The sequence below is a fragment of the Pseudomonas sp. FW305-7 genome, from assembly GCF_058786735.1.
Map to the genome: position 1 here is coordinate 214643 of NZ_JBYSZA010000001.1, position 13614 is coordinate 228256.

14 protein-coding genes are annotated in these 13614 nt (G+C 59.2%); 10 read left to right on the plus strand and 4 right to left on the minus strand.

Annotated features, from left to right (window positions below; genetic code table 11):
• Positions 1-72: 72 nt before the first annotated feature.
• Together AC3WMT_RS00965 and AC3WMT_RS00970 are read left to right on the plus strand one after the other, a co-directional pair.
• The gene (locus tag AC3WMT_RS00965; protein ID WP_103302075.1) at positions 73-1659 is read left to right on the plus strand and encodes an ABC-F family ATPase; all 1587 of its coding nucleotides are present in this window, start codon (positions 73-75) and stop codon (positions 1657-1659) included.
• Positions 1660-1921: 262 nt separating this feature from the next.
• Positions 1922-3109: an MFS transporter gene (locus AC3WMT_RS00970; protein WP_103302076.1), complete on the plus strand. Its 1188-nt coding sequence runs from the start codon at positions 1922-1924 to the stop codon at positions 3107-3109.
• Positions 3110-3138: 29 nt separating this feature from the next.
• Here AC3WMT_RS00970 and AC3WMT_RS00975 read toward each other — a convergent pair whose 3' ends face one another.
• Both AC3WMT_RS00975 and AC3WMT_RS00980 read right to left on the minus strand, forming a co-directional pair.
• Complete coding sequence (locus AC3WMT_RS00975) at positions 3139-4176, minus strand: alpha/beta hydrolase family protein (protein WP_103302077.1); 1038 nt, start codon at positions 4174-4176, stop codon at positions 3139-3141.
• Positions 4177-4412: 236 nt separating this feature from the next.
• On the minus strand, positions 4413-5024 hold the full coding sequence (locus tag AC3WMT_RS00980) for an FMN-dependent NADH-azoreductase (RefSeq protein WP_103302078.1): 612 nt from the start codon (positions 5022-5024) through the stop codon (positions 4413-4415).
• 128 nt (positions 5025-5152) lie between these two features.
• Between AC3WMT_RS00980 and AC3WMT_RS00985 the strand changes: the two genes are divergently transcribed.
• Both AC3WMT_RS00985 and AC3WMT_RS00990 read left to right on the plus strand, forming a co-directional pair.
• Complete coding sequence (locus AC3WMT_RS00985) at positions 5153-6061, plus strand: LysR substrate-binding domain-containing protein (protein ID WP_103302079.1); 909 nt, start codon at positions 5153-5155, stop codon at positions 6059-6061.
• On the plus strand, positions 6058-6417 hold the full coding sequence (locus AC3WMT_RS00990; protein WP_103302080.1) for an MmcQ/YjbR family DNA-binding protein: 360 nt from the start codon (positions 6058-6060) through the stop codon (positions 6415-6417). The genes AC3WMT_RS00985 and AC3WMT_RS00990 overlap by 4 nt, the downstream gene beginning before the upstream one ends.
• Before the next feature lie 119 nt (positions 6418-6536).
• Here AC3WMT_RS00990 and AC3WMT_RS00995 read toward each other — a convergent pair whose 3' ends face one another.
• Both AC3WMT_RS00995 and AC3WMT_RS01000 read right to left on the minus strand, forming a co-directional pair.
• Positions 6537-6965: a DUF1294 domain-containing protein gene (locus AC3WMT_RS00995; protein ID WP_103302081.1), complete on the minus strand. Its 429-nt coding sequence runs from the start codon at positions 6963-6965 to the stop codon at positions 6537-6539.
• A complete protein-coding gene (locus AC3WMT_RS01000; protein WP_103302082.1) occupies positions 6962-7792 on the minus strand; it encodes an undecaprenyl-diphosphate phosphatase in 831 nt (276 codons plus the stop codon). Before AC3WMT_RS01000 ends, AC3WMT_RS00995 begins: the two co-directional genes overlap by 4 nt.
• A 304-nt stretch (positions 7793-8096) precedes the next feature.
• Here AC3WMT_RS01000 and AC3WMT_RS01005 point away from each other — a divergent pair, with 304 nt between their 5' ends.
• From AC3WMT_RS01005 to fapC, 6 genes are all read left to right on the plus strand, one after another.
• On the plus strand, positions 8097-9731 hold the full coding sequence (locus AC3WMT_RS01005; RefSeq protein ID WP_103302083.1) for a methyl-accepting chemotaxis protein: 1635 nt from the start codon (positions 8097-8099) through the stop codon (positions 9729-9731).
• A gap of 285 nt (positions 9732-10016) precedes the next feature.
• Positions 10017-10580, plus strand: coding sequence for a nicotinamide riboside transporter PnuC (gene pnuC, locus AC3WMT_RS01010; protein WP_103302084.1), 564 nt, complete (start codon positions 10017-10019; stop codon positions 10578-10580).
• Positions 10577-11101 carry an AAA family ATPase gene (locus AC3WMT_RS01015; protein ID WP_103302085.1) on the plus strand — a complete coding sequence of 175 codons (525 nt, stop codon included), beginning with the start codon at positions 10577-10579 and terminating at the stop codon, positions 11099-11101. Before pnuC ends, AC3WMT_RS01015 begins: the two co-directional genes overlap by 4 nt.
• Positions 11102-11445: 344 nt before the next feature.
• On the plus strand, positions 11446-11895 hold the full coding sequence (gene fapA, locus AC3WMT_RS01020) for a functional amyloid chaperone FapA (protein ID WP_103302086.1): 450 nt from the start codon (positions 11446-11448) through the stop codon (positions 11893-11895).
• Between the two features lies 1 nt (position 11896).
• Positions 11897-12469, plus strand: coding sequence for a fibril amyloid subunit FapB (fapB, locus tag AC3WMT_RS01025; RefSeq protein WP_103302087.1), 573 nt, complete (start codon positions 11897-11899; stop codon positions 12467-12469).
• A 73-nt stretch (positions 12470-12542) separates the two neighbouring features.
• Positions 12543-13565, plus strand: a complete 1023-nt coding sequence (gene fapC / locus AC3WMT_RS01030) for an amyloid-like fimbrin subunit FapC (RefSeq protein ID WP_103302088.1) — start codon at positions 12543-12545, stop codon at positions 13563-13565.
• Positions 13566-13614 lie beyond the last annotated feature (49 nt).

Here is a 13614-nt window from a genome sequence, read left to right on the forward strand (position 1 = left end):
CAGCGCACTTTGACTCGGGCCAAGCGCTCCAGCCGCACCCTCGCTACTCAGAATGCTTCGCAGGAAAAACTCTTGATTTCTACAGCTAACATCACGATGCAGTTCGGCGCCAAGCCGCTCTTCGAAAACGTTTCGGTCAAATTCGGCGCGGGCAACCGTTATGGCCTGATCGGCGCCAACGGTTGCGGCAAGTCGACCTTCATGAAAATCCTCGGCGGTGACCTCGACCCGTCCGCTGGCCAGGTCATGCTCGAGCCGAACGTGCGCCTGGGTAAATTGCGCCAGGATCAGTTCGCTTACGAAGAATTCACCGTGATCGATACCGTGATCATGGGTCACGAAGAGCTGTGGAAGGTCAAGGCTGAACGCGACCGCATCTACTCGCTGCCGGAAATGAGCGAAGAAGACGGCATGGCCGTGGCCGAGCTGGAAACCGAATTCGCCGAAATGGACGGCTACACCGCCGAATCCCGTGCCGGTGAGTTGCTGCTGGGTCTGGGTATCGGTATCGAGCAACACTTCGGCCCGATGAGCGAAGTCTCGCCAGGCTGGAAGCTCCGTGTGTTGCTGGCACAGGCACTGTTCTCCGATCCGGAAGTGCTGTTGCTCGACGAACCGACCAACCACCTGGACATCAACACCATTCGCTGGCTGGAAAACGTTCTGACCCAGCGTAACAGCCTGATGATCATCATCTCTCACGACCGTCACTTCCTGAACAGCGTGTGCACGCACATGGCTGACCTGGATTACGGCGAGCTGCGTCTGTTCCCGGGCAACTACGACGAGTACATGACCGTGGCGACCCAGTCCCGCGAGCAACTGCTGTCGGACAACGCCAAGAAGAAAGCACAGATTTCCGAGCTGCAATCGTTCGTCAGCCGCTTCTCGGCCAACGCCTCGAAAGCCAAGCAGGCCACTTCCCGCGCCAAGGCGATCGACAAGATCCAGTTGGCCGAGGTCAAGCCTTCGAGCCGTGTCAGCCCGTTCATCCGTTTCGATCAGAACAAGAAACTGCACCGCCAGGCTGTCATGGTCGAAAAAATGGCCAAAGGTTTCGACGGCAAGCCGCTGTTCAAGGACTTCAGCTTCCAGGTTGAAGCGGGCGAGCGCGTAGCGATCATCGGCCCGAACGGTATCGGCAAGACCACCCTGCTGCGCACTCTGGTCAACGAACTGACCCCGGACGCCGGCACCGTCAAGTGGACCGACGCCGCGGAACTGGGCTACTACGCTCAGGACCACGCGCACGACTTCGAAGACGACGTCACCCTGTTTGACTGGATGGGTCAGTGGACGCAGGGCGAGCAGATGATTCGCGGCACTTTGGGGCGCATGCTGTTCTCCAACGACGAGATCCTCAAGTCGGTCAAGGTGATTTCCGGTGGTGAGCAAGGTCGCATGCTGTTCGGCAAGCTGATCCTGCAAAAGCCAAACGTCCTGATCATGGACGAACCGACCAACCACTTGGACATGGAATCGATCGAGGCGCTGAACCTGGCGCTGGAAAACTACCCGGGCACGCTGATCTTCGTCAGCCACGACCGTGAGTTCGTATCGTCCCTGGCCACGCGCATCATCGAGCTGAGCCCGAACGGCGTGACCGACTTCAGCGGCACCTACGACGACTACCTGCGTAGCCAAGGCGTAGTGTTCTAAAACGCTGCTGCAATCTGAAAGCCCTGTCCACGTGACGGGGCTTTTGCATTTTAGAGCGCTGATCGTTCCCACGCTCTGCGTGGGAATGCATCCCGTGACGCTCTGCGTCACACGAGCGGGACGCGGAGCGTCCGTGGCGGCGTTACCACGCAGAGCGTGGGAACGATCGGTCACTTTTCAGGAAAATAGTTAGCCTGCTTCTTTTGATTCAGACCCAAGCCATGATGCGAGCTCTCCTACCGCCGCCCGCGAACGAGTTCTCATGTCTGCGCAGCAACAGCCACCGCAAAGCTCCATGGCGATCACCCTGCAGATCGTCTCCATCGTTTTTTATACCTTTATAGCCTTCCTCTGCATCGGCCTGCCGATTGCCGTGTTGCCCGGTTACGTGCATGAACAGTTGGGTTTCAGCGCGATCATTGCCGGGCTGGTCATCGGCTCGCAGTATCTGGCCACCCTGCTCAGCCGACCGATGGCCGGGCGCATGTCGGACACCATCGGCACCAAACGGGCGATTGTTTATGGCTTGCTGGGGATCGTGCTCAGCGGTGTGCTGACGCTGATTTCCACGCTGTTGCAAAGCTTCCCGCTGACCAGCCTGTTGATACTGATCGCCGGGCGTTTGCTGCTTGGCATCGCTCAGGGCCTGATCGGTGTCGGCACCATCAGTTGGTGCATGGGTCAGGTCGGCGCTGAACACACGGCGCGCTCCATCGGCTGGAATGGCATCGCCTCGTATGGCGCGATTGCAATTGGTGCGCCACTGGGCGTGGTGATGGTCGCCGACTACGGTTTTTCCAGTCTGGGGATTGCGCTGACAGCATTGGCGGCCATGGCGTTGGTGCTCATCCGCAATAAACCGTCAGTACCCGTGGTGCGCGGTGAACGCTTGCCGTTTTGGGCGGTGTTCGGCCGGATCGCACCGTTTGGCGCCAGTCTGAGCCTGGCGTCGATCGGTTACGGCACGCTGACCACGTTCATCACCCTGTATTACCTCAATCGCGGCTGGACCGGCGCGGCGTACTGCCTGACGGTGTTCGGCGTGTGCTTTATCCTTTCACGCCTGATGTTCATTTCGGCGATTGCGCGATTCGGCGGTTTCAGCTCGGCAATTGCCTGCATGACCGTCGAAACCGTCGGGCTGACAATGTTTTGGCTGGCGCCTTCCACCGCGTATGCGCTGATCGGTGCGGGGTTGGCCGGGTTTGGCCTGTCGCTGGTGTATCCGGCGCTGGGCGTCGAAGCGATCAAGCAAGTGCCCAGCTCCAGCCGTGGCGCGGGGTTGAGCGCTTATGCCGTGTTCTTCGATCTTGCGCTGGCGGTGGCCGGCCCGTTGATGGGCGCAGTGGCGTTGAACCTGGGCTATTCGTGGATTTTCTTTTGCGCGGCTCTGCTTTCGGTGACCGGGCTGGGGTTGACCTTGCTGCTCAAGCGCCGCGCGATGGCTTGAATCTTCGGTCTAAAACCTGTGGGATCAGGTTATTGATCGGCGGTCTGCATGCCCGCCCGCGTCGGTTTGCCCAGTGCATGTGCAAAGAACCGCCCCGCTTCGGAAATCAGATTGCGATGGATGTCTTCGCGATCGACGCCATCGGCGTCGGTGCACAATGCCGGCATCGCAAGAATCTGCTCTTCGGTGCACGGCGCCATGAACACGAAGTGCCCTGCCCCGGCCAGTAACTTGAAGTCTGGTGCTGTGGGCAGTTTGCGCGCCAATGCGGCAGCATTTTTGTCGAACGCGACGAGTTTGTCGCCATCGCCGCTGTAGAGCAGCACCGGCACATGCACATCGGCCAGGGTGTGACGACCGAATTTCAGGCTCAACGGCGCCATCAGCAACAACGCGTGCACGCGCGGATCGGCCACCGGTTGCAGGTCATCACGATCAACGATCAGTTCGCCCTGGGTGTTGCAGGCATCGCGGTCGTCCGGACGTTCCTGGCAATAGCGGCGCAGGCGATCCAGATCCGGTTGCGCGCCGGACAGAATCAGCGCCGTCTCGCCACCCGCCGAATAGCCGATCACGCCAACCTGATCAGCATTGACGAACGGCGCCAGCATGCGATCGCCGAGGGTCGCGGTGATCGCTTCGGAAATCTGGATGGGCCGGCCGTAGAGATTGCTCAAGGTGCCGAGACGGCTGTGGTCCTTGGAGTTATCGCCGGGGTGAATCACCGCCACCACGACAAAACCTTTGCGCGCCAGCGATGTGGCGAGGTCGTGCAGCGCCAGCGGTGTGCCGGTGTTGCCATGGGACAGCATCAGCATTGGAAAGCGGCCCATGGCGACTTTGGTGTCTTCACCGGCTTCGACCGAATAGCCTTCGAGCAGGCTCATGTGCTCGCGGTCGCTGGAGGGGTAGAACGCGATGGCGCGCATCGGTTGCAGGTCGAGCGGATCGAGGAAGGTCATCTCGTGATAACCGACGCTCCAGACAGGGTGTCGCCCCGGCGCAGCCTGCACTGAATTCAGGCTGCCGAGCAGGCAAATCAGTAACGTTGCACAAAGACGCATCATGGGATGCCCCACCCTGTTGTTACTCAATCGAAAGATCCGTTGCGTTGTCAGGCCGGAACGCCGGGGATTCAGCGCTCCGTTACGACACTGCACTCAGACGTTGATCGTTTGACTGCATAACCCGGGCCAGATTATGTAACAGTCAGAAACAAAAAACTCCGTATTCGGCCCTTGCAGAACCAGAATACAGAGTTTTTTGGGTATTACCTGAACCTCAGCTGTTCTTTACGCAAGCCTTACGCGGCGGCGAACAATTGCTCGCTGATCTTCGCTTGAGCTGCGGTCATGGAGTTGTTGCGCACTTCGTCACCATACGCCAGACCTTCGGCACGGACGATTTCGATGTCGGTGATGCCGAGGAAGCCCAATACCAGCTTCAAGTATTCTTCGTGGGCGATGCCGCTGGCCTGACCGGCGTGGATACCGCCGGAGGTGGAAACGATCACCACTTTCTTGCCACCGCACAGGCCTTCAGGGCCGGCTTCGGTGTAACGGAAGGTCTGACCGGCAACGGCCACACGGTCGATCCATGCCTTGAGTTGGGTCGGTACAGTGAAGTTGTACATCGGCGCAGCAATCACCACAGCGTCAGCAGCGATGAACTCGGCCAGGGTCGACGCGCTCAGCTCGGCTTCGTGCTGTTGCGCGGCGTTACGCAGCTCAGCGGTGGTGCCGGCGGCGACCAGCGTGGTCGAAGAGAAGTGACTGATGGCGTCAGCCGCCAGATCGCGGTAAGTCACCACGGCGCCTGGCTCAGCAGCTTGCCAGGCTTTGACGACTTGGCTGCTCAACTGACGGGAAGCCGAGTTGTCGCCCAGAATGCTCGAATCGATATGCAGCAGTTTCATGTGGAATCTCCTGGAATGAATCGCCGGTGGCGACGGAATGGAGAGAATCCTACGCAAGAAACCAATGGATGATTAGACGGCGACAATGCGATAGTTTGTCCCACTGATAGAACAGTCGGATTTCAACCATGCAAGACCTCAACGATCTCTACTATTTCGCCAAAGTCGTCGAGGCTGGCGGCTTTGCAGCTGCCGGCCGATTGCTGGGTATTCCCAAATCGCGGCTGTCGCGACGTATCGCCGAACTGGAAGAGCGTCTCGGCGCGCGCCTGTTGCAACGCACCACCCGCCAACTCAATCTCACCGCCGTGGGTGAGCGTTATCTGCGCCACTGCCAGGCCATGTTGCTGGAAGCGGAAATGGCCGACGAAGCCGTTGCCAGCATGTCCACCGAGCCGCGCGGGCGCCTGCGCGTGTCGTGCCCGACGGGGCTGGCTCGGGAAATGCTGCCGTGGGTGATCAGTGATTTCCTCGGCAAATTCCCTCAGGTGCAACTGGAAGTCGTGCTGCTCAACCGTCGGGTGGATCTGGTTGCAGAAGGTTTCGATGTGGCCTTGCGCGTGCGAGAACTGGGCGACGAAGATCCGCTGCTGGTGACGCGACGTTTGCGTCAGGCGCAAATGGTCGTGGTGGCCAGCCCGGAGTTTATTCAAGGTCAGTCGATCAATCATCCGCAAGACCTGAAGAATCTGCCGGTGCTGGGTGCATTGGAGGCCGATCGCATGGTCCACGTACGCCTGCTCGATCAACAAGGCGAAAGCTTCGAACTGAACATGGAAGCACGGTTGGGCATCGACGACTTTATCGTGCGCAAGACCTGTGTGCTGGCCGGCCAGGGCTTCACGATGTTGCCGATGATGTATTGCGAAGCGGAGCTGCAAAGCGGCGCGCTGGTGCAGTTGCTGCCCGAATGGTCGCTACCCGGCGGCTGGCTGCAAGCGGTGTATCCGCATCGGCGCGGCGTGATGCCAGCCGTGCGCGCGTGGATCGATCACCTGGTCGAATCGTTCAATGCCTGTGGGGAGCGGTTGTTATGAAGAAGGGAAAAATGAGCGAAGCGGACGTTGCGGCGTTCTGTCTGGCGTTGCCCGGTGCGCGGGAAGACTACAAGTGGGGTGGCGTGCGGGTATTTTCGATTGCCGGCAACAAGATGTTTGCCTTGCAGGGGCTGCGCGGCGACTCGCTGGCCTTCAAGGTCGACAAGGATCTGTTTCTCGGCCATTGCGACCGGCCGGGCATCCACCCCGCGCCGTATCTGGCCCGGGCCCAGTGGATCATCATGCACCCGCCCTACCCGCTGGGCGCCGAGGAATTACAGGGGTTATTGCAGCGTTCGCATCAGTTGGTGGTGAGCAAGTTGCCGAAGAAAACTCAGGTGGGATTACTGCTTTAACTCTAATCCCCTGTGGGAGCGAGCCTGCTCGCGAAAGCGGACTTTCATTCAACAATGATGTTGTCTGACACGGCCTTTTCGCGAGCAGGCTCGCTCCTGCATTGGTTTTTTGCAGGTCTTTAGAACAGATTGAGCAGGTTCAAACGGAGGAACAACTGGTCGATCCAGAACACCTGGTGCAACAGGACGATGACCCAGAACAGAACCTGAAACGACACCTTGCGCGTCTTGTGCCGAAACACCTGCTGAGCAATCAACGCGCCTGGCCAGCCGCCGGCCAGTTCCACCGCGTGCAGGATATTCTCCGGCGTGCGCCACGCATCCGTCCGGGCCTTGCGTTTGTCGGCCCAGTACATGAAGAACGCCAACACGCTGACGATTCCATACGCGGCCAACGGCACCAGTGAAATCCCGCGCAGCCACATCGACAGCGAGCCGAACAACGGCAGCGCGCAGACGATCACCAGCACCACCAGTTTCAATTTCAGATGCTGAACATGGCCGCCAGAGGGGCGACCTTCAGGACGGCGTGCGCGGGAATCGCTCATGGCTTGGCCGCCGCCCAGTCCACCCAGCCGAACTGCCACGTCGCCAGAATGAACAGGCCAAAGACGATCCGATACCAGGCGAAAGCCGCGTAGCTGTGGCTGCCGATAAACTTGAGCAGGCCACGCACTGCGATCATCGCGAAGATAAACGCGGTGACGAAACCGATGGCGAACACCGGGAAATCCGCCGGGACAAACAGATGGCGGTATTTGAAGCCCGAGTACACCGCAGCACCGACCATGGTTGGCATGGCAAGGAAGAACGAGAACTCGGTGGCCGTCTTGCGCGACAGACCGAAGAGCAAGCCGCCAATGATGGTCGAGCCGGAACGCGATGTGCCGGGGATCATGGCCAGGCATTGGGCGAAACCGATTTTCAGCGCATCGGTCCAGCGAATCTCATCAACCGCTTCTGCGTGCACTTCATGCTGACGTTGTTCAGCCCACAACATGATGATCCCGCCGACGACCAACGCCGCCGCAACGGTGATCGGGTTGAACAGGTATTTGTGGATCAGGTCGGCAAAGATCACGCCCAGCACAACGGCGGGCAAAAACGCGATCAGCAGGTTGGCGGTGAAACGCCGTGCGCTTGGCTGTGTTGGCAAACCGACCACCACATCCAGAATCTTGCGGCGAAACTCCCAGACCACCGCGAGGATCGCGCCGAGCTGAATAATGATGTTGAACGCCATGGCCCTCTCGCCGCCGAAGTCGAGCAAATCGGCAACGATGATCTGGTGTCCGGTACTGGAAATGGGCAAAAACTCCGTCAGCCCTTCTACAACTCCTAGTATCAGTGCCTGCAAGGCGGTCCAAAGATCCATCAATCCCCCAAAGAGCGATGCACGCAGGCATGCCCCGATAGTATTTTTTTACGTTCACTGCGATCAGCGTAGCTGGTTGTTGCTGTACCGATTCCGCGCGCACAGGATCCACACGAAAGGGTCAAAATTCCGTGAAATATCAACTTGGATTCAGGTTTTCACGCGCGGGGCCGAAATCCTAACAGACAAGCCTTAATAGCGCTGCCGCGTTATACGACTTGGGTCGCGTATGCCCGCTCACAAAATCGTGGTTGGATGCTGGCGGTCGTTTATTACAAGAAAAAGAATCCGGAGTGACAGCGTTATGAACAGCTTGCGCAGTGTGTCGATCAGCCGACGCTTGTGGCTCATTTTGGTGGTGGCAGTGGTCATGTTGCTGACCTTGGGCGTATTGATGCTCAAGCAGATCCACGATGACCTGTATCGCGCCAAAGCCCAGAAAACCCAGCATGTGGTGCAGACCGCCAGCGGTTTGCTGACCTATTACCACGATCTGGAAACCGCCGGCACTCTGAGCAAAGAGACTGCGCAAAAGCAGGCGCTCACCGCCATCCGTGGTCTGCGTTATGACCAGAGCGACTATTTCTGGATCAACGACCTCACCCCCGTGATGGTCATGCACCCGACCAACCCCAAACTCGAGGGCCAGAATCTCTCGGCAATTCGCGATCCGGATGGTTTCGCGGTGTTCAACGAGATGGTTGCCATTGCCAGGTCCAAAGGCGCCGGCATGGTCGATTACCGGTGGCCGAAGCCCGGCGCCAGTGAACCGGTGGCCAAGACTTCGTACGTCAAACTGTTCGAGCCGTGGGGCTGGGTGCTCGGTTCTGGCGTGTATGTGGACGATGTGCAGGCCGAGTTCCAGGGACAGGTGATCAAGGCCACGGTCATTGGCTTGGCCATCGCCGTGATCATGGCATTGCTGGTGATCCTGATTGCGCGCAGCATCGTCCGTCCGCTGCAGGAAACCGTGAACGCCATGGCCAACATCGCCAGCGGTGAAAGCGACCTGACCCGCAGCCTCGATACCCATGGCAAGGATGAAGTGACTGAGCTGGCTCATCATTTCAACGCGTTTACGGCCAAACTGCGCCGGGTGATCGGCGACTTGCAGGTCTCGGCCAGCGCGCTGGGCCAGTCGTCCAGCGAACTGGGCAACGATGCGTCGCAGGCCCAGCAGCGCAGCCAGCAGCAATCGCAGCAGATGGAACTGGTGGCCACCGCGATCAACGAGGTGACCTACGGTGTGCAGGATGTGGCGAAAAACGCCGAGCATGCCGCCGCCGAAATGCGTGATGCCGAGGCCCAGGCGCAGCAAGGCCAGATCAACATTGACGGTAGCCTGCAACAGATCGACAAGCTGTCCGGCACTATCGATCAAGCGGTAGAGGTGATTCGCACCCTTGCCGCCGAAAGCACGCAGATCGGCAGCGTCCTGGAAGTGATTCGCTCGATTGCCGAGCAGACCAATCTGCTCGCACTGAATGCGGCCATCGAAGCGGCCCGGGCCGGTGAACAGGGGCGTGGTTTTGCCGTGGTGGCAGATGAAGTGCGCTTGCTCGCGCAGCGTACACAGAAGTCGACAGCGGAAATCCAGTCGATGATCGAGCGCCTGCAAAATCACTCCGAGGCAGCGGTCAAGGTGATTGGTGACAGCAGCAAAGCTTCGCAACTGACCATTGAACAAGCCGGACTGGCCGGCGCCAGCCTGAACGCTATCGGCCAGGCGCTGCGCAATCTCAATGGCCTGAATGCATCGATTGCCAGCGCCACGTTGCAACAGGCGCATGTGGTCGAGGACATCAATCAGAACGTGACCCAGGCTGCCGGGCTGTCGCACAGCACGGCCATTGCAGCCGAGCAGTCGAGTGCCGCCAGCGTGCGGCTCGGCCAGTTGAGCGAACAATTGAACAGCCTGCTGCGTCAGTTCCGCGTCTAGCACCGCCCACTATAGGAGTGAGCCTGCTGGAGACAGGTTTATGTCAGCCAATATCTACCGTGCTGACATACCGCCTTCGCTGGCAAGCCAGCTCCCACAAGGATTTATGCCATGCCCACCCATCTTGGGCATTACTCAAAACCCTGTGGGAGCTGGCTTGCCAGCGATGAGGGCGGAACATTCAACATCATTGTTGACGCCGCCGAAGCCATCGCGAGCAGGCTCACTCCTATAGCTTTTCTGGGTACAATCCGCCCCCTCCTCAACTCCCTCCAAGGAACCCACATGTCCGGGCTTGAACTGTTTGCCGCCGCTCTCGGTGTGATTGCCGTGTGGCTGACGGTTAAACAGAATCCGTGGTGCTGGCCGATCGGGCTGGTCATGGTGCTGCTCTATAGCTGGGTCTTCTTTGAAGTGAAGCTCTATTCGGACATGTTGCTGCAAGTGATCTATGCCGCGCTGCAAGTCTATGGCTGGTGGCAATGGACTCGCGCCGGGACGATGCACGACGGACGTCAGGTCACGCGCCTGGATGCTCGCTCGATAATGCTGGGGCTGAGCGTCGGCGCCATCGGCAGCGTGTTGCTGGGCGCCGCCATGGCGCACTGGACTGACGCCGCGCAACCCTGGCTGGACGCGGCGCTGACCGGTTTCAGCCTGGTGGCGCAGTTGTGGATGGCGCAGAAACGCCTGCAATGCTGGGCGCTTTGGTTCGTGCTGGATGTGATTTTCGTCGGATTGTTTCTTTATAAGGGCCTGTACCTCACCGCCGCCCTGTATGCCTTGTTCACGCTGATTGCGATTCAGGGCTGGCGCGAATGGCGCGCCGATCCGGCGTTGCGCACATGAAGGTCGTGGTGCTGACCGGCCCCGAGTCCACCGGCAAGAGCTGGCTGGCGGCCGGCCTGCAACAACGTTTCGGCGGGCTGCGGGTAGACGAGTACGTGCGCTGGTTTATCGAGCAGAACCCTCGCGACACCCGTCTGGCCGACATTCCCGAGATCGCTCGCGGGCAACTGCAATGGGAAGATCAGGCTCGGGCGCAACGGCCGCCGCTGCTGATTCTCGACACTCATCTGCTGAGCAACATGCTCTGGAGCCAGACGCTGTTCGGCGACTGTCCGGCCTGGCTTGAGCCGCAATTGCTGGCTCGGCATTACGACCTGCACCTTCTCCTGTCTCCCGAGCAGATCGACTGGACCGATGACGGTCAGCGCTGCCAGCCGGGTCTGGAGCAGCGCCTGGCGTTTTACCAGGCCACCCGCGAGTGGCTGGAACGCCATGACCAGCCATTCAAGGTCATAGAGGGCAATTGGGCTGAACGCCAGACTCGAGCCTTCGCAGCGGTCGAGGAACTGCTCGCGCAATAACCCGTCTTTGTGGGTCCGTTTACCCGGTTTCGGGGGCAAAGTGTCCGTTCCTGAAACACTTCCTCGCGTGCAAACGGCCCGTTTCAGCGGATTGATCAGTTTGACACTGCCGTTGTTACTTTGCTGAAACACTGCGCCGCAAACCCTTGTCCCAGAGCATTGTTCAGCCAATAGACAGCTCAACGCGGCAGTGCCTGTTTCACCGCTGAAACAGCTTGTGTATCAAGTGCGCGCTCTTTCTGCGTAACTCATTGAAAATCCTGAGCAATTAAAAAGCGGCACAGCTTTCGCTCTCTCCTTCACAACGCTGACAAGGGCAGCCCACTGAAGAAGGAATTGCAGCCGTGGGGAACTTCAATAAAACCTTTACCTGCCTCCTGCTGATCGGATCAGCGGCCAGTGCGTTCATCAGTTTCAACGTTCAGGCCGAAGGCAATGGCGTGATCGTCCTCAACCGCGATGTCCAGCCGATCCCTATCGGTCGCAGCGGGGGCAAAGACCCCTACCCGACCACCGTCAACGCCAACCCTTCGGCGCGCATCAATCAAGCGATGACCAGCACCGAACTCAATGACGGTGACTTTGCCAGTATCGCCAGCGGCTCTTCGATTCGCGGCAACATCACCACCCCTACTTCGAACATGCCTGGCATGAACGTGCTGAGCAATCCCAACGGCCTGCCAGGGATGAGTTCCGGTCATGGTGGCGGCGGTGGCGGCTCGATCTCCAACACCGTCAACCGCGCAATGGGCGCCGGCCTGGCCCCGCTGACCCGCATGGCTGGAGGCCAATAAGATGAATCGCTCCCTGCTCCTGCTTGCCCTCTTCGGCTGCGCCAGCGCGATGGCGGACCCCAGCTCAGTGAACGACGCGAACATTCAAGACACCGGCATCCAGTACCGCGGCAACTACAACATCAACCAGGCCGCCGGCGACCAGATGCAACAGACCAACACCAAGGCCTTCGCCATTGGCACCTCGGCCAGCGCCACCACCATCGTCAGGCAGAAGCTCGATACACCGGCCGATCCGTCGATGAATGCCAGCGCAACCATTGGCGGCAACTCTTTCAGTAACGGCAACGGGATCCTCGGTGTGAACCAGGGCGCCGGTGCCAACAACCAGATGGCCAACGTGACGCGCGTCAGCATCAGTGCTGCGCCGCAGAGCGTTGACGACAGCGCCCTGTCGCAACAGAACGTGGCGCTTTTACCGAGCTCAGGAGCAACTGGCACCTCATCCGGCAGTCGCCAGATCACGACAAGTGATCAGGCCTTCACCGGCAGCCGAGGGGTGATTCAGGTGAACCAGAGTGCCGGGGTGGGGAACCGAATGGCTAACACCCTGAGCATCCGGGTCGCTGACTGACCCAAATAACAAAAGCAGTGCAATTAGAAAGTACCAACACTTAACCAACTAATAAGCACGATGGAGAAACACCATGAAACCTACAATGGCTCTCAAACCACTGGTTTTCGCACTTGCAGCAGTGATGGCAATCGCAGCACAGGCAGGCGGTCGTGATGACGATCACGGTCATGGTAACGGGCACGGCAATGGTCATGGCAACAACCATGATCCGAAAGGCCCTACCCTCGAAGAACTGCTGCAAATCGGCGCTGGCGCCGGTGCCGCAGTGCTCGATGTGCAGAACAGCCAAGGCAACGTAGTCGGCAACCAAGGCACAAAAAATAGTGCCGGTATCGAAAACTCGGCCAACGGTTCCAACGGCAACCTGGGCATGAACAACACCGCTGGCGACGGCAACCAACAAGACAACGCCGCCGCACTGGCCACTGCTGACGAAAGCTTCATTTTCGGCACCGCAGTCGCTGCATCCAGCGCTACTCAGGTCAACGCCAGCAACTCCGTTGCCAACTACTCCACCACCAACACCGCAGGCTTGAACAATGTGGGTAACGGCGGTTCCGGCAACATTGGCGTGAACAACAGTGCCGGCAACTTCAACCAACAGAAAAACAACCTCGCAATCGCCGTATCCGGTGGCCGTGTGGCCCAGGCTGCTGCCGCTGCGAACCAAAGCTCCACAGGTCTGAACGTAGGCAACTACGGTACTCAAACCTACAAAAAAGATACCCTCACTGGCACTGTTGCCGCCGTCGGCGTGTTCGGCGCCGTTGGCGAAGCTACCATCAAAGATGACGATCACGGTCACGGCGGTGGCGGCTACGGCAACAACGACCGTGGCGGTAACGGTGGGCATGGCGGTAGCAAAGATCAGAAAGCTACCTTCGAAGCTGTGGGTGTCTTCGGTCTGGCTGGCGTAACCACTCAACAAGTGATGACTCCAGACGGCTGGAAAAACCCTGTAACCAACAATGCTGCAGTCAGCAACGTTGGCAACAACTTCTCCGGCAACGCTGGCTTCAACAACGCCGCAGGTGTTGGCAACCAACAAAGCAACTCGCTGTCCATCGCTGCAGGTTGCAAAGCCTGCATGTAATCGCGATCGAAACGAAAGCCCCGGAAACGGGGCTTTTCCTCAGTCCGCA

Bases quoted from the DNA above. Each gene is read 5' to 3' on its own strand.
- AC3WMT_RS00970 (WP_103302076.1), top strand. From the start codon at position 1,922: ATGTCTGCGCAGCAACAGCCACCGCAAAGCTCCATGGCGATCACCCTG.
- AC3WMT_RS00975 (WP_103302077.1), bottom strand. From the start codon at position 4,176: ATGATGCGTCTTTGTGCAACGTTACTGATTTGCCTGCTCGGCAGCCTG.
- AC3WMT_RS00980 (WP_103302078.1), bottom strand. From the start codon at position 5,024: ATGAAACTGCTGCATATCGATTCGAGCATTCTGGGCGACAACTCGGCT.
- AC3WMT_RS00985 (WP_103302079.1), top strand. From the start codon at position 5,153: ATGCAAGACCTCAACGATCTCTACTATTTCGCCAAAGTCGTCGAGGCT.
- AC3WMT_RS00990 (WP_103302080.1), top strand. From the start codon at position 6,058: ATGAAGAAGGGAAAAATGAGCGAAGCGGACGTTGCGGCGTTCTGTCTG.
- AC3WMT_RS00995 (WP_103302081.1), bottom strand. From the start codon at position 6,965: ATGAGCGATTCCCGCGCACGCCGTCCTGAAGGTCGCCCCTCTGGCGGC.
- AC3WMT_RS01000 (WP_103302082.1), bottom strand. From the start codon at position 7,792: ATGGATCTTTGGACCGCCTTGCAGGCACTGATACTAGGAGTTGTAGAA.
- AC3WMT_RS01005 (WP_103302083.1), top strand. From the start codon at position 8,097: ATGAACAGCTTGCGCAGTGTGTCGATCAGCCGACGCTTGTGGCTCATT.
- pnuC (WP_103302084.1), top strand. From the start codon at position 10,017: ATGTCCGGGCTTGAACTGTTTGCCGCCGCTCTCGGTGTGATTGCCGTG.
- AC3WMT_RS01015 (WP_103302085.1), top strand. From the start codon at position 10,577: ATGAAGGTCGTGGTGCTGACCGGCCCCGAGTCCACCGGCAAGAGCTGG.
- fapB (WP_103302087.1), top strand. From the start codon at position 11,897: ATGAATCGCTCCCTGCTCCTGCTTGCCCTCTTCGGCTGCGCCAGCGCG.
- fapC (WP_103302088.1), top strand. From the start codon at position 12,543: ATGAAACCTACAATGGCTCTCAAACCACTGGTTTTCGCACTTGCAGCA.